This is a genomic window from Streptomyces sp. CNX435 (assembly GCF_059570575.1).
Genome location: NZ_JCANTA010000010.1, coordinates 182,833 through 199,621, shown reverse-complemented (window position 1 = coordinate 199,621; position 16,789 = coordinate 182,833). Strand labels below are relative to the sequence as shown.

14 protein-coding genes and 2 tRNA genes are annotated in these 16,789 nt (G+C 72.1%); 6 read left to right on the top strand and 10 right to left on the bottom strand.

Translation table 11 applies throughout. The features are described from left to right. The first annotated feature begins 410 nt into the window (after positions 1-410). Positions 411-2,939 carry an ATP-dependent Clp protease ATP-binding subunit gene (locus T328_RS18865; RefSeq protein ID WP_496497245.1) on the top strand — a complete coding sequence of 843 codons (2,529 nt, stop codon included), beginning with the start codon at positions 411-413 and terminating at the stop codon, positions 2,937-2,939. Between the two features lie 93 nt (positions 2,940-3,032). On the opposite strand, the gene T328_RS18860 is transcribed toward T328_RS18865, so the two are convergent. After that, positions 3,033-3,593 carry a TetR/AcrR family transcriptional regulator gene (locus T328_RS18860; protein WP_496497244.1) on the bottom strand — a complete coding sequence of 187 codons (561 nt, stop codon included), beginning with the start codon at positions 3,591-3,593 and terminating at the stop codon, positions 3,033-3,035. A gap of 103 nt (positions 3,594-3,696) precedes the next feature. On the opposite strand from T328_RS18860, the gene T328_RS18855 reads away from it, so the two are divergent. Beyond that, positions 3,697-5,283 carry an MDR family MFS transporter gene (locus tag T328_RS18855; RefSeq protein WP_496497243.1) on the top strand — a complete coding sequence of 529 codons (1,587 nt, stop codon included), beginning with the start codon at positions 3,697-3,699 and terminating at the stop codon, positions 5,281-5,283. 207 nt (positions 5,284-5,490) lie between these two features. On the opposite strand, the gene T328_RS18850 is transcribed toward T328_RS18855, so the two are convergent. The 8 genes from T328_RS18850 to T328_RS18815 all read right to left on the bottom strand — a co-directional run bounded on the left by T328_RS18850 (position 5,491) and on the right by T328_RS18815 (position 11,563). Beyond that, complete coding sequence (locus T328_RS18850; protein ID WP_496497242.1) at positions 5,491-6,447, bottom strand: HhH-GPD family protein; 957 nt, start codon at positions 6,445-6,447, stop codon at positions 5,491-5,493. 365 nt (positions 6,448-6,812) lie between these two features. Beyond that, positions 6,813-7,418: a response regulator gene (locus tag T328_RS18845; RefSeq protein ID WP_496497241.1), complete on the bottom strand. Its 606-nt coding sequence runs from the start codon at positions 7,416-7,418 to the stop codon at positions 6,813-6,815. After that, a complete protein-coding gene (locus T328_RS18840; RefSeq protein ID WP_496497240.1) occupies positions 7,415-8,941 on the bottom strand; it encodes a sensor histidine kinase in 1,527 nt (508 codons plus the stop codon). Before T328_RS18840 ends, T328_RS18845 begins: the two co-directional genes overlap by 4 nt. After that, positions 8,881-9,717, bottom strand: a complete 837-nt coding sequence (locus T328_RS18835; RefSeq protein WP_496497239.1) for an ABC transporter permease — start codon at positions 9,715-9,717, stop codon at positions 8,881-8,883. The genes T328_RS18840 and T328_RS18835 overlap by 61 nt, the downstream gene beginning before the upstream one ends. Beyond that, a complete protein-coding gene (locus T328_RS18830) occupies positions 9,714-10,733 on the bottom strand; it encodes an ABC transporter ATP-binding protein (RefSeq protein ID WP_496497238.1) in 1,020 nt (339 codons plus the stop codon). The genes T328_RS18835 and T328_RS18830 overlap by 4 nt, the downstream gene beginning before the upstream one ends. Positions 10,734-10,885: 152 nt before the next feature. Continuing rightward, positions 10,886-10,958, bottom strand: a tRNA-Gly gene (locus tag T328_RS18825). Positions 10,959-11,031: 73 nt separating this feature from the next. After that, positions 11,032-11,103: transfer RNA gene (locus T328_RS18820), tRNA-Gly, on the bottom strand. A gap of 142 nt (positions 11,104-11,245) precedes the next feature. Next, complete coding sequence (locus T328_RS18815) at positions 11,246-11,563, bottom strand: histone-like nucleoid-structuring protein Lsr2 (protein WP_496497237.1); 318 nt, start codon at positions 11,561-11,563, stop codon at positions 11,246-11,248. 324 nt (positions 11,564-11,887) lie between these two features. Here T328_RS18815 and purS point away from each other — a divergent pair, with 324 nt between their 5' ends. The 3 genes from purS (at position 11,888) to purL (ending at position 15,223) form a co-directional block, all read left to right on the top strand. Continuing rightward, positions 11,888-12,157: a phosphoribosylformylglycinamidine synthase subunit PurS gene (purS, locus tag T328_RS18810; protein ID WP_496497236.1), complete on the top strand. Its 270-nt coding sequence runs from the start codon at positions 11,888-11,890 to the stop codon at positions 12,155-12,157. Then, positions 12,154-12,834, top strand: a complete 681-nt coding sequence (gene purQ, locus T328_RS18805) for a phosphoribosylformylglycinamidine synthase subunit PurQ (protein ID WP_496497235.1) — start codon at positions 12,154-12,156, stop codon at positions 12,832-12,834. The genes purS and purQ overlap by 4 nt, the downstream gene beginning before the upstream one ends. Before the next feature lie 103 nt (positions 12,835-12,937). Beyond that, positions 12,938-15,223, top strand: a complete 2,286-nt coding sequence (gene purL / locus T328_RS18800; protein WP_496497234.1) for a phosphoribosylformylglycinamidine synthase subunit PurL — start codon at positions 12,938-12,940, stop codon at positions 15,221-15,223. A 23-nt stretch (positions 15,224-15,246) separates the two neighbouring features. Here the strand turns inward: purL and T328_RS18795 are convergent, their stop codons facing one another. Beyond that, positions 15,247-15,768 carry a PH domain-containing protein gene (locus T328_RS18795; RefSeq protein ID WP_496497233.1) on the bottom strand — a complete coding sequence of 174 codons (522 nt, stop codon included), beginning with the start codon at positions 15,766-15,768 and terminating at the stop codon, positions 15,247-15,249. Positions 15,769-15,822: 54 nt separating this feature from the next. On the opposite strand from T328_RS18795, the gene T328_RS18790 reads away from it, so the two are divergent. After that, complete coding sequence (locus T328_RS18790) at positions 15,823-16,707, top strand: sterol carrier family protein (protein WP_496497232.1); 885 nt, start codon at positions 15,823-15,825, stop codon at positions 16,705-16,707. Positions 16,708-16,789: the final 82 nt, after the last annotated feature.

Here is a 16,789-nt window from a genome sequence, read left to right as displayed (position 1 = left end):
GTCGCATAGCGCGCTACTTCTTCCCCGCATCAGCTCTCGCATCCGTTCCACCGTGTTCGCCATCAGCGCAGTGAAGAGGCCGGAAAATCTGATGGCACCGCCCATGGCGCGGGTAAGACTTGGCTAGTGGCGCTGGTGAGAGCGGTGGCTTCAGTGGGCTTCGGTGGTCTTCGGCGGCGGCGTTCGCCATGGGCGTAGCGGCATTGAGAGTATTCGCCTGGCCTGCGGGAACATCGTCTCGCACCATCGGGTTGGAGCAGTAGTCGGCTGTTCGGTGCAGGAGACTGAGGGAGTCAGCGTCCGGGTGTCGGCAGTTGGAATGAGCGGTCCCCGCTTGCGGGACTAAGCTGCGGAAGGACAGGGAGGGGAACGTCCCCGATCTGCCTGACCGCTCTGAGGAGCGATTAACGATGTTCGAGAGGTTCACCGACCGCGCGCGGCGGGTTGTCGTCCTGGCTCAGGAAGAAGCCCGGATGCTCAACCACAACTACATCGGCACCGAGCACATCCTCCTGGGCCTGATCCACGAGGGTGAGGGTGTCGCCGCAAAGGCACTGGAGAGCCTCGGGATCTCGCTCGAGGCGGTCCGTCAGCAGGTGGAGGAGATCATCGGCCAGGGCCAGCAGGCCCCGTCCGGCCACATCCCCTTCACGCCCCGGGCGAAGAAGGTCCTGGAGCTGTCGCTCCGCGAGGCCCTTCAGCTCGGGCACAACTACATCGGTACGGAGCACATTCTGCTCGGCCTCATCCGCGAGGGCGAGGGCGTCGCCGCCCAGGTCCTCGTGAAGCTGGGCGCCGACCTGAACCGGGTGCGGCAGCAGGTGATCCAGCTGCTCTCCGGCTACCAGGGCGGCAAGGAGACCGCCACCGCCGGTGGCCCCGCGGAGGGCACGCCGTCGACGTCCCTGGTGCTCGACCAGTTCGGCCGGAACCTCACACAGGCGGCCCGCGAGTCCAAGCTCGACCCGGTCATCGGGCGCGAGAAGGAGATCGAGCGGGTCATGCAGGTGCTGTCCCGCCGGACGAAGAACAACCCAGTGCTCATCGGCGAGCCCGGTGTCGGCAAGACCGCCGTCGTCGAGGGGCTGGCGCAGGCCATCGTCAAGGGCGAGGTGCCCGAGACGCTGAAGGACAAGCACCTCTACACCCTGGACCTCGGCGCCCTGGTCGCGGGCTCCCGCTACCGCGGTGACTTCGAGGAGCGCCTGAAGAAGGTGCTCAAGGAGATCCGCACCCGCGGCGACATCATCCTGTTCATCGACGAGCTGCACACTCTGGTGGGCGCGGGGGCCGCCGAGGGCGCGATCGACGCGGCGAGCATCCTCAAGCCGATGCTGGCCCGCGGCGAGCTGCAGACCATCGGCGCCACGACGCTCGACGAGTACCGCAAGCACCTGGAGAAGGACGCGGCCCTGGAGCGCCGCTTCCAGCCGATCCAGGTCGCGGAGCCGTCGCTGCAGCACACGATCGAGATCCTCAAGGGTCTGCGCGACCGGTACGAGGCGCACCACCGGGTGTCCATCACGGACGCCGCGCTGGTCGCCGCGGCCCAGCTCGCCGACCGGTACATCTCCGACCGCTTCCTGCCGGACAAGGCGATCGACCTGATCGACGAGGCGGGCTCGCGGATGCGCATCCGCCGGATGACCGCGCCGCCGGACCTGCGGGAGTTCGACGAGAAGATCGCCGACGTGCGACGCGAGAAGGAGTCCGCGATCGACTCGCAGGACTTCGAGCTGGCCGCCGGGCTGCGCGACAAGGAGAAGCAGCTCCTGGCGCAGAAGGCGCAGCGGGAGAAGGAGTGGAAGGCCGGCGACATGGACGTCGTCGCCGAGGTGGACGAGGAGCTCATCGCCGAGGTCCTGGCCACCGCCACCGGCATCCCGGTCTTCAAGCTGACCGAGGAGGAGTCCTCGCGCCTGCTGCGCATGGAGGACGAGCTGCACAAGCGCGTCATCGGGCAGGAGGACGCCATCAAGGCGCTCTCCCAGGCCATCCGCCGTACGCGCGCCGGCCTGAAGGACCCGAAGCGCCCCGGCGGTTCGTTCATCTTCGCCGGCCCGTCCGGCGTCGGTAAGACGGAACTGTCGAAGACGCTGGCGGAGTTCCTCTTCGGCGACGAGGACGCGCTCATCCAGCTCGACATGTCGGAGTTCAGCGAGAAGCACACCGTCTCGCGGCTGTTCGGCTCCCCGCCCGGCTACGTCGGGTACGAGGAAGGCGGCCAGCTGACGGAGAAGGTGCGCCGGAAGCCGTTCTCGGTGGTCCTCTTCGACGAGGTCGAGAAGGCCCACCCGGACATCTTCAACTCGCTGCTGCAGATCCTGGAGGACGGCCGGCTGACCGACTCCCAGGGCCGGGTCGTGGACTTCAAGAACACGATCATCATCATGACGACCAACCTCGGCACGAAGGACATCTCCAAGGGCTTCGGCCTGGGGTTCGCCGCCGGGGGCGACGTCAAGTCCGGCTACGAGCGGATGAAGTCCAAGGTCAGCGAGGAGCTGAAGCAGCACTTCCGGCCCGAGTTCCTCAACCGTGTGGACGACGTCGTGGTCTTCCACCAGCTGACCCGGGACGACATCATCGAGATCGTCGACCTGCGGCTGGCCGAGCTGGACAACCGGCTCAAGGACCGCGACATGGCCATCGAGCTGTCCACCGAGGCCAAGGACCTGCTGTCCAAGCGGGGCTTCGACCCGGTGCTGGGCGCCCGGCCACTGCGCCGCGCGATCCAGCGGGAGATCGAGGACGTGCTCTCGGAGAAGATCCTCTTCGGCGAGCTGCGTCCGGGCCACATCGTGGTGGTCGACACCGAGGGCGAGGGTGACGACGCGACGTTCACCTTCCGCGGCGAGGAGAAGTCGGCGCTGCCCGACGCCCCGCCGGTCGACGCCGCCGCCGGCGGCGCGGGCCCGAACCTGAACAAGGAGGCGTGAGGGCTCAGCCCTTCGCCCCGAAGCACGACGGAGAGCCGCCCCGGACGTACGGTCCGGGGCGGCTCTCCGCGCGTGTGCGGGGGCGGCTGCCCGTCACCCCTTGTACGCCGCCGTCACCAGTTCCTGGGCGACCTCCAGGCAGGCGAGCCGCTTCTCCTCGGGGTCGCCCTTGGCGTCGTCCAGGGCGAACATCCCGGCGTGCATGGTGAAGATCGCTGAGATGCAGCGCGCCTGTTCCTTGAGGTCGGCGTCCTTGTCGCGCAGCATCCCGATGATGTCGCCCATGCGCGCCTTGAATTTCTCGCCGAGGCTCAGCTCGCGGATGCTGGCCTGGTTCTCCTGCATGAAGCGGAAAAGCGTGCTGCCGCCGGCGAGCAGCGCGCTGTAGCGCGCGAGCAGCTCCAGCCGGGCCTCCAGGGTGGCCGGCTGGCTCCGGCCCCAGGCGATCAGCTCGTCGACCCGCCCGAAGTGGTCCTGGACCAGGCTGACGAGGATGTCTTCCTTCGTCTTGAAGTGGTAGTACAGCGCGGCCTTCGTGACGTCGAGCCGTTCGGCGATCTCGCGCAGGGAGGTCTTGTCGTAGCCCTTGTCGGCGAACAGTTCCAGCGCCACGTCCTGAATGCGCTGGCGGGTGTCGCTCCTGGTCGTACCCATGATCCCTGCTTCCGTCAGTTACTTGCTTGACGCCCGGCTAGTAGCGGGCGTACGTTCACATCGTACTCACTAGCCGGGCGGCAAGTAAGTAGGGAGAGTGCCGATGGCGGACAAGGATCAGGAGGCGGTTCCAGCGCCGCCGCGCAACATCAGGGTGATCATGCTCGGCCTGATGATCACGATGATGCTGGCGATGCTCGACAACCTGATCGTCGGCACCGCGATGCCCACAATCGTCGGCGAGCTGGGCGGCCTCAACCACCTCGCCTGGGTGGTCACCGCGTACACCCTGGCCATCGCCGTCTCCACGCCGCTGTGGGGCAAGTTCGGCGATCTCTACGGCCGCAAGGGCATCTTCCTGTCCTCCATAGTCCTCTTCCTGATCGGCTCCGCGCTCTCCGGCATGGCCCAGGACATGGGCCAGCTCATCGCCTTCCGCGCGGTGCAGGGCCTGGGCGGCGGCGGTCTCATCGTGGGCGTGATGGCGATCATCGGCGACCTCGTGCCGCCCCGCGAGCGCGGCCGGTACCAGGGCATGATGGCCGCCGTCATGGGCATCGCCACCATCGGCGGCCCGCTGGTCGGCGGCACGATCACCGACCACCTCGGCTGGCGCTGGGCCTTCTACATCAACCTCCCGCTGGGCGCCGTCTCGCTCTTCGTCATCTCCACCGTGCTGCACCTGCCGAAGAAGCGGACCAAGGCGCGCGTGGACTACCCGGGCGCGGCCCTGCTCTCCGTCGGGCTGACCGCGCTGGTGCTGGTGACCTCCTGGGGCGGTACGGAGTACGACTGGGCGTCCGCGCAGATCATCGGCCTGTCGGTGCTCGGCGCCGCCGCGCTGGCGGCCTTCGGCTGGGCCGAGACCCGCGCGTCCGAGCCGATCATCCCGCTGCGCATCTTCCGCAACGGCAACTTCACACTGATGAACGTGATCGGCTTCATCGTCGGCTTCGTGATGTTCGGCAGCGTGACCTTCCTGCCGCTGTTCCAGCAGAGCGTCCAGGGCGCCTCGGCCACCAACTCCGGTCTGCTGCTCCTGCCGATGATGCTGCCCGTCATGGTCGTCTCGCTGTTCGTCGGCCGGGCCACCACGAAGACCGGACGGTACAAGATCTACCCCATCATCGGCGGCGCCGCCCTGACCGCCGGGATGTACCTGCTGTCCACGATGGACACCGACACCACCCGCCTGACCTCCGCGCTCTACATGGCGGTGATGGGCGCCGGCCTCGGCTTCGTGATCCAGATGTCGATGCTCGTCGGGCAGAACAGCCTGGAGATGCGCGACATGGGCGCCGGCAGCTCAACGATCACCCTGACCCGTACCATCGGCGGCTCCTTCGGCGTCGCGCTGATGGGCGCCATCTTCAGCAGCCGGGTCGCCGACACCATGGCCGAGGAGGCCGGGCCCGCGGGCGAGAAGGCGGCGGGCAGCGGCGGGCAGCTCACCCCGGAGCGGATCGAGCAGCTGCCCGCGCAGATCAAGGAGGCGTACCTCAACGCCGTCTCCCACGGCACCCACCAGGTCTTCCTCTGGGGAGCGGCGGTCGCGGCCCTCGCGTTCATCGCCTCCTGGTTCGTCAAGGAGGTCCCGCTGCGCGGGGCCGGCCCGAAGGACGCCGGACCGGCCGGGGACGCCGGTCCGGACTCCGCGAAAGCGGAGGCGGAGGCCCCGGCGAAGGTCTGACCGGACCGGGGTCCAGTTGGCGGGCCGCGAGCCTCCCGCGGAGCGGGCGGGGGGCACGCGGCCCGCCTGCGTTGCGTACGGGCCGGAGGCGGACCCGTTCGCGAGGTGGGCCCGGTTCGCGAGGTGGGCCCGGGGTGAGAGGGCCCGGGCCGGCGCGCACCCGCCCGGCGTCCGGGTGTCCGGGGGCCACGCCCCGGGCCGGCGCCGTCAGCCCTGCGGCAGCCGGTACAGCCCGTCGGCCAGCGGCTCCACCAGCCCGTCCGACACCAGGCTGTCCAGCGCCCGCGCGCGCTGCACCGGCTCGTGCCACACGGCGTCCAGCCGCCGCTGCGGCACCGGCCCGTCCGCGTCCCGCAGCACCGCCAGCAGCCGACCGCGCACCTGCCGGTCCGTGCCGGCGTACGTCTGCGTGCGGCGCGGCGGGCCGGCGTGCGCGGGGTGGCCGGCGAGCCGCCAGGCGCAGAGCGTCGCCACCGGGCAGCTGCCGCAGTCGGGCTTGCGGGCCGTACAGACGAGCGCGCCCAGCTCCATCGTCGCCGCGCCCCAGCGGGCCGCGTCCGCGTCCTCGTCCGGGAGCAACTCGCGCGCGACGCGCCGCTCGACGGCGGTCGTCGCGCCGGGCGGGAACTCGGTGCCGCCGACCAGCCGGGCGTAGACCCGGCGGACGTTGGTGTCGAGCACGGCGTGCCGCTGTCCGTACGCGAAGGAGGCCACGGCCGCCGCGGTGTACTCGCCGATGCCGGGCAGCGCGAGCAGCTGGGCGTGCCGCTTGGGCACGTCGCCGTTGTGCCGCTCCTTTATCGCGGTGGCGGCGGCGTGCAGCCGGAGGGCGCGGCGCGGGTAGCCGAGCCGGCCCCAGGCGCGTACGGCCTCGCCGGGCGCCTCGGCGGCCAGGTCGGCGGGGCGGGGCCAGCGCTTCAGCCACTGCGTGTAGACGGGGAGCACGCGGCTCACCGGCGTCTGCTGCAGCATGAACTCGCTGACCATGACGCCCCAGGGCCCCGCTTCCGGCCGGCGCCACGGCAGGTCGCGGGCGTGCTCGTGGAACCACTGGAGGACTGGCCCGTGCAGCGCCGCGGGCTCGGGCGCGGACGCGGGCGCGTGGGCGGGCGCGGCGCCGGCGGGGGGCGGCGCGGATGCGGTACTTGCTGTGGTCGCAGTCATGGCACCCCGATCCTGGCACAGAAAGGGGCGGTGGCCCGGGCAGCGCCAGGGGCGTTGCGCGTCGCTGACGCCGGGAGACGCTGAGAGGGTGATACGCCGGTGCGTGGAAGCGGACGACGAGACCGCGGTACCGGGGCCGCGAATGGCCGCGAATGGCCGCGGGCCGGACGTGGGCCGGACGGGGACCGGAACGGGGCCGGGGGCCGACCGGCGAGCCCAGCCGCTCGGCGCCCCGGCCGCCCGGTGCCTTGGCCGCTCGGCGCCCCCGGCTGCCTGGCGCCCCAGGTACCCCGGTGCGCCAGGTCGCCCGGGTGGGCCAGGCATCCTGGCGCCTCGGGACGTCACCCGGGTACTCAGCGCCCCGGTCAGAGCCAGCCGCGTTCGCGGGCCATACGGGCCGCCGCGTGGCGGTTCTCCGCGTTCAGCTTCGTCATCGCCGACGACAGGTAGTTCCGCACCGTCCCCGGCGTCAGCGACGCGCGGCGGGCGATGTCCGACACCGGCGCCCCGTCCGCCGCCAGCTCCAGCACCTCCGCCTCCCGCGGCGTCAGCGGGGAGTCCCCGGCGGCGATGGCGTCCGCCGCCAGCTCCGGGTCCACGTACCGGCCGCCCCCGTGCACCGTGCGGATCACCTCCGCCAGCCGCTGCGCCGAGACCGTCTTGGGTACGAAGCCCCGCACCCCCGCGGACAGCGCCTGCTTCAGCGCGCCCGGGCGGCCGTGGCTGGTGACGATCATCGCCGCGCAGCCGGGCGCCGCCGTACGCAGCGAGGCCGCCACGGCGACGCCGTCGAGCCCCGGCATCTGCAGGTCGAGCACGGCGACGTCCGGCCGGTGGGCGCGCGCCATGGCCAGCGCCTCGTCGCCGCCCGCCGCCTCGGCGACGACCGTCAGGTCGTCCTCCAGGGCCAGCAGCGCCGCCAGCGCGCCCCGGATCAGGTGCTCGTCGTCGGCGAGCAGTACTCGGATCACGACGCCTCCAGGTCGGTCCGCGTCTCCACGTCGATCCCCGTCCCCAGGCCGGTCCCTGTCCCCAGGCCGGTCCCTGTCCCCAGGTCGATCCGCGCCGCCAGCCGGAACCGCCCGCCGCTCCGGTGCTGTGCGCTCAGCGTGCCCCCGACGGCCGCCAGCCGCTCCCGCAGCCCGGTGAGTCCGGCGCCGTCGGTGGGGGTGCCGGGCCCGGCCTCGGCGGCGCCGTCGTTGTCCATGACCAGTTCGGCCCGGCCGTCCGCGGCCCGGAGCGACACCGTGCACGTACGGGCGTCCGCGTGCCGCAGTACGTTCGTCGTCCCCTCGCGGACCACCCACGCGAGTGCCGACTGCACCTGCTCGGGCACCTCCGCCCGGGCCCGCGGAGCCGTCACGTCCGCCCCGTCCGCCCCGTCCGCCTCGTCCGCCTCGTCCACCTCGCAGTCGACACCGGCCGCGCGCAGCACCGCACGGGCGCCGGCCAACTCGGCGTGCAGGTCGGCGGCGCGGTAGCCCCGTACGACCGCGCGGATCTCGCGCTGCGACTCCTGCGCGACGCGCTGCACCTCGGCCATCTGGTCTGCCGCCTCGGGCCGCCCGCGCTGCGCCAGCTGCACCGCCAGCTCGCTCTTGAGCGCCATGACGGCGAGGTTGCGGCCGAGTACGTCGTGCAGGTCGCGGCCGAAGCGCAGCCGCTCCTCGGCGACGGCCAGCCGCGCCTGCACGGCGCGGGCGGCGTCCAACTCGTCGACGAGCTTCACGCCCCACGCGGAGGCGCGGTAGGTGAGCCCTATGAAGGGCGCGCCCACCGCGGCGGTCACAGCGGTGATCGCCAGCCACTCCCCGCGCGGCCCGACGATCGTCGCGGCGAGCAGCGTGGCGGCGCACAGCGCGCCGACCACCGTCCCGCCGCGGCGCAGCGGCAGCGCCAGCGCAACCGGCCCGGCGGCGTACATCAGCACCCAGACCAGGAAGGGCCCGAGCTGCTCCGGGTCCAGCCGGTCCGCCGCGCGCAGCGCGAGGCCGGCGGCCAGCAGCGCGGAGACGACGACGAGGTGCATGACGAGCAGCCGGCGGGTGGGGCCGGCGGCGCCGAGGTAGGGGGCGGTGAGGGAGAGTTTGATCTGCAGCGTGAGGTGCGCGGCGAGCAGCACGGCCACGACGGCGAAGGGCGCCGCGCCCACGTCCTCGCGCGTGTTGCTCAGCCACACGCTCATCAGCACGGCCTCGACGAAGGCGAGGAAGTAGATGGTGGAGACGGTGTAGCGCCGCCACCGCTCGGGCCCGCTCATGCGCCGGGCGTGCTGCAGCCAGCGGATCACGCCGCCCCCTCCCCCCGGGCCCGGGCCCGGCTCGCTCGTCTCGTACGCCCCGGGCGTCTCGTACGCCCCGGCCTCGTACGCCCCGTACGGCCGTACCGTACGCCCACCACCCCAGGGTGCCCGCACGGCCGCCCGCACCCCGCTCACCCGCGCGGCTCCCACCGGAACCACCGCCGCACCGCCCACGCCCCCGCGGCCGTCCACGCCACCGCCACCGCAAGCGCCTCGACGGCCCCGCCGCCGCCCAGCTCCCCGGTCCACCCGCCGCGCACCAGCTCCACCACCGGCGACAGCGGCAGCCGCTGCGCCACCTCCGCGAGCGAGTCCGGCAGCACCTCGAACGGCACGAACAGCCCCGAGCCGAACATCGACACCAGCAGCAGCGGCATGCTCGTCAGCTGCGCGCTCTCCGCCGACTTCGTCACCGCCGCGGTCGCCGCCGCCAGCACCGTCAGCATCGCCATGCCCAACAGCACCCCCAGCACCGCCAGATGCGGCGCCTCCGGCGCCGGCGAGTCCATCGCCAGGCTCACGGTGACGGCCAGCACCAGGCACTGCGCCGCCGCCACGCACAGCGCGGGCAGCGCGGCGCCGGCGAGCAGCTCGCGGTCGGCGAGCAGGCCGGTGCGCAGCCGCTTGAGGACGAGTTCCTCGCGGCGGGCGACGTACACGATGACGAGGTTCGCGTAGACGACGAAGATCAGCGCGAAGACGACGGCGCTCGGCAGCACGACGGTGGCCGCGGTGAGGCCGGTGTCGGACAGGTCCATCTCCTCGACGGCCGACCGGCTCGCGAACGCGAAGCCCGCCGGCGTGACGAGCGCGCCGAAGAGCACGAGCTTGCTGCGCCACATCAGCGTCAGCTCGGCGCGGCCGATCGCGGCCAGCCGGGCGAGCGGCCCGGGGACGTCGGCGGCGCGGTCGTCCACGTGCGGCGGCCGGGTGGCGCTGGTGGCGGTGCCGGCGGTGCTGGCGGTCATCGTGTGTTCCTCTCGTCGGTACGGACCACGCCGGCGGTGTACGCCGCGGACCCGGCACTGCGGTCCTCGTGCCGGGCCTCCGCCCGGCGGTCGTCCTTCACGGCGCCCGCGATCTTCAGGAACGCCTCCTCCAGCGACGCTGACCGGGCGTCGAGACCGGTCAGCTCCACGCCGCTGTCCTGGGCCCAGAGCAGCAGCCCCGTCAGCGTCCGTTGCAGCGCGTCCGTATGCAGCCGCACGGCCGTCCCCGCCAGCTCGTGCCCGGTCACGCCCAGTGCCGGCAGCGGCGGGAGGTCGCCCGGCAGCCAGCCGAGGGGCAGCCGGAACGAGACGGTCGCGGGGTGGGCGCTGACGATCTCCTCGACGGTGCCGGCCGCGGCGATCCGCCCGCCGGCCATGATCGCCAGCCGGTCCGCCAGCTCCTCCGCCTCCTCCAGATAGTGCGTGGTGAGCAGCACCGTCGTGCCGTCGGCGCGCAGTTCGCGCACCAGCTCCCACGTGGCGCGCCGCCCCTCGGCGTCCAGCCCGGTCGTCGGCTCGTCGAGGAACAGCACCTCGGGCCGGCCGAGCAGCGCGAGCGCCAGGTCGAGCCGCCGCCGCTCGCCGCCGGACAGGTGCGCCACCCGTACGTCCCGGCGGTCGGCGAGCCCGACCAGCTCCAGCGCCTCCGCCGCGGGCCGTGGCCGCGCCGTGCAGCCCGCCCACATCCGTACCGTCTCGGCGACCGTCAGCTGCGCGGGCATGCCGCCCTCCTGCAGCATCACGCCGGTGTACGGGCGGACCCGCCCGCGCTCGCGGTACGGATCCCGCCCGAGCACCCGCACCTCGCCCCCGCTGGGCGGCGCCAGGCCCTCCAGCAGCTCGACGGTGGAGGTCTTGCCCGCGCCGTTGGTGCCCAGCAGGGCGAACAACTCGCCCCTGCGGACGGCGAAGTCGACGCCGCGCACCGCCTCGAAGTCTCCGTACGCGCGCCGCAGTCCCGCGGCGCTGATCACGTTCTCGTCTGTACTGACCATGCCTTCAGACTTCCGCCGTCGCGGGCGCCGGTGCAGTGCACGCTGTCATCGGACGCGATGACAGATGTCATCGCGATGTCATGGCGGCGGACTGGCGGGAACACGTTTGCGGAGACGCAAAAGAGCCCCGGCCGAAGCCGGGGCTCTCACCGAGCGGACGACGAGATTCGAACTCGCGACCCTCACCTTGGCAAGGTGATGCTCTACCAACTGAGCCACGTCCGCATGCATCCGCACGGCTCTCACCGTCCGGCGCGTGCTCCACTCTACCCCATCACTAACAGGGCATCTGTGGCGGAGCGGGTGACAGGAATCGCACACTGCGCCTCCCTCTTGGAAAGAGGGCGCTCTACTACTGAGCTACACCCGCGTGGCCTTGGGGCGTCACCCCTTGGCGCGTGTCCCGACTCTATCGGATCCCGGGGGGCAGATGGCAAGCCGGTCCGCTGAACGGCCGGACCTGCGGCCGGTGGACGGCCGGTTGGCGGTCGGTGGACGGCCGGAAACCGACGTCAGTGCGCGGCTTCGAACGCCTCGTAGACCTTCTTCGGGATACGCCCCCTGGCCGGCACCTCCATGCCATGCGACCCGGCCCACGCGCGCACGGTGGCGGGGTTGGGCGCGATGTCGGTGCGGGTGAACGCCCGTCCGGTCGCGGCCCGCTTCCGCCCGGCCCGCAGGAAGGGGGCCAGCGTGCTGCGCAGTTTCTTGGCGTTCGAGGCATTGAGATCGATCTCGTACGACTTCCCGTCGAGTCCGAAGTTGACCGTCTCGGTCGCTTCTCCGCCGTCGATGTCGTCGAAGAGGCTGACCACTACGCGCTGCGCCACGAAACCGGTCCTTCCGTCGGTCGCGCCTGCCGCTATCCCGTCCGCCGCGTCACCTGCGCAGAAGACCTGGGGCCGCGGGAGCGCCGGCTCATTTGATCAGTGCTTTAACCTTTGTATCGCGACGGCTTTTGATGCGGAAGCCGGGTGTTTGAGCCCGCGTCTCACGTCGCAATGCGGACCCTACGTTTATCGGGGCCTTTACCCAAGTGGATATCACGGGCGATGCGGAAACGTAACCGGGCCGACGCATATCTACCCGGGTAGATTTGCCCGCACGGTACGCTGTCATCACCGCTTCTTCACAACCCTTACCGGGAGTAGCCAGTGGCCCGCGTCGTAGTCGACGTCATGCTCAAGCCGGAGATCCTCGACCCGCAGGGACAGGCGGTGCAGCGTGCGCTGCCGCGCCTCGGCTTCGCCGGGATCGCCGACGTCCGCCAGGGCAAGCGCTTCGAGCTGGAAGTGGAGGGCCCGGTCGACGAAGCCGCCCTCGCGCAGATCAACACGATGGCCGAGACCTTCCTTGCGAACACCGTGATCGAGGACTTCACGGTACGTGTCGAGGAAGTCGCGCACCGGGGAGCGACGAAGTGACCGCTCGTATCGGCGTCGTCACCTTTCCGGGATCTCTTGACGACCGCGACGCACTGCGCGCCGTTCGGCTGGCGGGCGCGGAGCCGGTCTCGCTCTGGCACCGTGACAAGAACCTGCAGCAGGTCGACGCCGTCGTGCTCCCCGGCGGTTTCAGTTACGGCGACTATCTGCGGGCGGGTGCCATTTCGCGCTTTGCACCCGTGATGGATACGGTCATCGAGCAAGCCCGGTCCGGTATGCCGGTCCTCGGCATCTGCAACGGCTTCCAGGTGCTCACGGAAACTCATCTTCTGCCCGGCGCGATGTTGCGCAACAACCACCTGCACTTCATCTGCCGGGACCAGAAGCTACGGGTGGAGAACGCCGGTACGGCCTGGACCGGCGACTACGCCGCGGGCCAGGACATCCACATCCCGCTCAAGAACATCGACGGCCGCTACACCGCCGACGAGCGCACGCTCGACGAGCTGGAGGCCACCGGCCGCGTCGTCTTCCGCTATCTCGACGGCAACCCCAACGGCTCGCTGCGCGACATCGCCGGCATCGCCAACGAGGCGGGCAACGTCGTCGGCCTCATGCCCCACCCCGAGCACGCCGTCGAAGCCCTCGTCGGCACCGGCCGCACCGACGGCCTGGGCTTCTTCACCTCGATCCTCAAGAGGCTGGTCCACGCATGAGCAGCATGACGCGCACCCCCCTCGATACCGGAACGGCGAGCGAGCGAGTTCGCGCCCTGAGCCCGCACCGTCTGGACCCCCGCGCGCGAAGGAGTGAGCGAGCGTGACCCTGGACACCGTTAAGAACGCCTCCGGCACCCCCGGCGCCGAGCAGCCCTGGGCCGAACTCGGCCTGAAGCGAAACGAGTACGAGCAGATCCGCGAGATCCTCGGCCGCCGCCCGACCGGCGCCGAGCTGGCCATGTACTCCGTGATGTGGTCCGAGCACTGCTCGTACAAGTCGAGCAAGGTGCACCTGAAGCAGTTCGGCGACAAGGCCCCGCCCTCCGACGCCCTCCTCGTCGGCATCGGCGAGCAGGCGGGCGTCGTGGACGTCGGCCAGGGCTACGCCGTGACGTTCAAGGTCGAGTCGCACAACCACCCCTCGTACGTGGAGCCTTACCAGGGCGCCGCCACCGGCATCGGCGGCATCGTCCGCGACATCATCGCCATGGGCGCCCGCCCCGTCGCCGTGATGGACCCGCTGCGCTTCGGCGCCGCCGACCACCCCGACACCAAGCGCGTGCTGCCCGGCGTCGTCGCCGGCATCGGCGGCTACGGCAACTGCCTCGGCCTGCCCAACATCGGCGGCGAGGTCGTCTTCGACCCCTGCTACCAGGGCAACCCGCTCGTCAACGCCCTCTGCGTCGGCGTCATGCGGCACGAGGACATCCACCTCGCCAAGGCCGCGGGCGTCGGCAACAAGGTCATCCTGTACGGGGCGCGGACCGGCGGCGACGGCATCGGCGGCGCCTCCATCCTGGCCTCCGAGACCTTCGACGACGCCGACGGCACAAAGGGGCCCAGCAAGCGCCCCAGCGTCCAGGTCGGCGACCCGTTCCAGGAGAAGCTGCTCATCGAGTGCACCCTGGAGGCGTTCGCCGACGACCTGGTCGTCGGCATCCAGGACCTCGGCGCCGCCGGGCTGTCCTGCGCCACGTCCGAGCTGGCCTCCAACGGCACCGGCGGCATGCGCGTCGAACTCGATGTCGTACCGCTGCGCGACGCGACGCTCTCGCCCGAGGAGATCCTCATGAGCGAGTCGCAGGAGCGGATGTGCGCGGTGGTCGAGCCCGCGAAGGTCGACCGCTTCCTGGCCAGCTGCGAGAAGTGGGACGTCACCGCCACCGTCATCGGCGAGGTCACCGACGGCGACCGGCTGGAGATCTTCTGGCACGGCGAGCAGATCGTCGACGTACCGCCGCGCACCGTCGCCCACGACGGCCCGGTCTACGAGCGCCCGATGGCCCGCCCGGGCTGGCTCGACGCCCTCCGGGCCGACGACGCCGCGAAGCTCCCGCGCCCCGCGGAGGGTGACGAGCTGCGCGCCCAGGTGCTGCGGCTCGTCGGCTCGCCGAACCAGGCGGACAAGTCGTGGATCACCTCGCAGTACGACCGCTTCGTCCTCGGCAACACCGTCCTCGCGCAGCCCGAGGACTCCGGCATGATCCGCATCGACGAGGAGACCGGCCTCGGCGTCGCGCTGGCCACCGACGGCAACGGCCGCTACGCCAAGCTCGACCCGTACGCGGGCGCGCAGCTGGCGCTGGCGGAGTCGTACCGCAACGTCGCCGCCACCGGCGCCCGCCCGCTCGCGGTCACCGACTGCCTGAACTTCCCCTCGCCGGAGGACCCGGCGGGCATGTGGCAGTTCGCCGAGGCGTGCCGCGGCCTGGCCGACGCCTGCCGCACCCTGGGCACCCCGGTCACCGGCGGCAACGTCTCCCTCTACAACCAGACCGGTGACCAGCCGATCCACCCGACGCCGGTGGTCGGCGTGCTCGGCGTGATCGACGACGTGGCGCGGCGCACGCCGATGGCGTTCGCGACGGAGGGCCAGCTGCTCTACCTCCTCGGCGAGACGAAGGAGGAGCTGGGCGGCTCGGCCTGGTCGCAGGTGGTCCACGACCACCTGGGCGGGCTGCCGCCGGCGGTCGACCTGGAGCGGGAGCGGCTGCTCGCGGAGATCCTGATCGCCGCGTCGCGCGACGGCATGATCGACGCGGCGCACGACCTGTCGGACGGCGGGCTGGTCCAGGCGGTGGTGGAGTCCTGTCTGAAGGGCGGCCACGGCGCCCGGCTGGTGGTGCCGGAGGCCCGCGGCGGAGCCGCTGATGTGTGCAGCGAGGCGGCGGTGTTCCTGTTCTCGGAGTCGCAGGGCCGGGCGGTGGTGGCGGTGCCGCGGAGCGAGGAGATGCGGTTCACGGACATGTGCGGGGCGCGGGGGCTGCCGGCGACGCGGATCGGCGTGGTCGACGGGGACGCCGTCGAGCTCCAGGGCCAGTTCAGCATTCCGCTGACAGAGCTGCGGGAGACGTACGAGCGGACGATCCCGGAACTGTTCTCCTAAGGAGATTCGCTACGGGGGGCGGGTCAGCGCGCAGGCTCGGACCCGCCCGACCCGCGCCCGAGGGAGTCCACGGCCCGGTAGATCTCGGCCTTCAGCCCCTCCGGGTCGGGTACGTGCCGGAGCGTCATCACGCCCTGCTCGGACGCGGACTGCACGTTGAGCGTCCCGTAGCGCATGACCCGTTCCCACAGGCTGGCGCGGAACGACACGTCGTTCACGCGCGCGAGGGGGATGCTGCGGCCGGACTTGGACAGGAAGCCGCTGCGCTTGTGCAGCCGCTTGGTGGTGAGGATGTACATCGTGCTGCGCCACTGCAGCAGCGGGATCAGCCAGAAGTAGCAGGCGAAGATCGCCGCCACCGCCAGCACCCCGAAGGTCGTGTACTTCCCCCAGTCCTCGTCCCGCGGCAGCCACCAGACGAGCGCGCCCGCGGCGACGGCGATGACGCAGAGCGCGAGGAACTCGTTGACCAGCGTGGTCCAGTGCTGGCGGGTCACGTACACCAGCGACTCGTCTTCGGCGAGGTAGCGGTCGGCGATAGGCATGGGCGCATGGTGGCACAGGTCCGCGTTGTCAGACATCGGTCGTACGCTCCTGTCATGCCGACCGCCAAGCGCAGTGGCGCCCGCAGGGCGCGTACGTACGACCCGGAGAAGACGTGGGCGGCGCTCACGGCGCAGGTGCGCGCGCTGAGCGCCGCGGCGCACGCGCTCGACGAGCGCCGGCTCGCGCTGCCGTCGGGGCTGCCGGGCTGGGACGTACGGCTGCTGCTGGCGCACGTCGTCGGCGAGATCGAGGCGGTGCCGCGGCTGCTCGGTGAGCGGCCCCCGGCGGCGGCGCGGGCTGCGGTCGACCTGCCGACGTGGGCGGTTTCCACGGCGGGCGCCGCCGACGACAAGGCCGCGGGTGTCGTACGGGACGCGGCGCGCATCGCGGCGGAGCACGGCGACGGCCCGGCGGCGGCGTCCGCGGCAGCGGCGTCCCCGGCGGCACCGTCCGCGGCGGCGCTGGCCGCGGCGCTGGACGCGGCGGCGGAGCGGCTGGCGGCGGCCGAACCCGAGGCCGTACGAGCCGACCGCCTGCTGCCGCACCGCTTCGGCCCGATGACGGCCCTGGACGTGACCGTCACCCGCCTTGTCGAACTGGTCGTGCACACCGACGACCTGACCCGCGCCACCGGCGTCGGCATCCCCCTGGACCGGGCCGCGGTGGCCGCCGTCGTCCGCGTCCTTGCGGACGCCCTGGCGGCGAAGGCCCCGGGCGCGGCGGTGGAGGTACGTATCCCGCCGTACGCGGCGATCCAGTGCATAGCGGGCCCCCGCCACACCCGCGGCACGCCGCCGAACGTGGTGGAGGCGGACCCGCTGACGTGGATCCGCCTGGCGACGGGCCGTACGACCTGGGAGGCGGCGCGGGAGGAGGGCACGGTCACGGCGAGCGGCGACCGGGCGGACCTGCGCGAGGTGCTCCCGGTGCTGGCCTGACGCGGCGCCCGGCGCGAGGGGTGCCCGGGGGCGGGCGTCCGCGGGGTGTTCGCCCGGTGACGCGCACGCGCCTGCCCCTGGA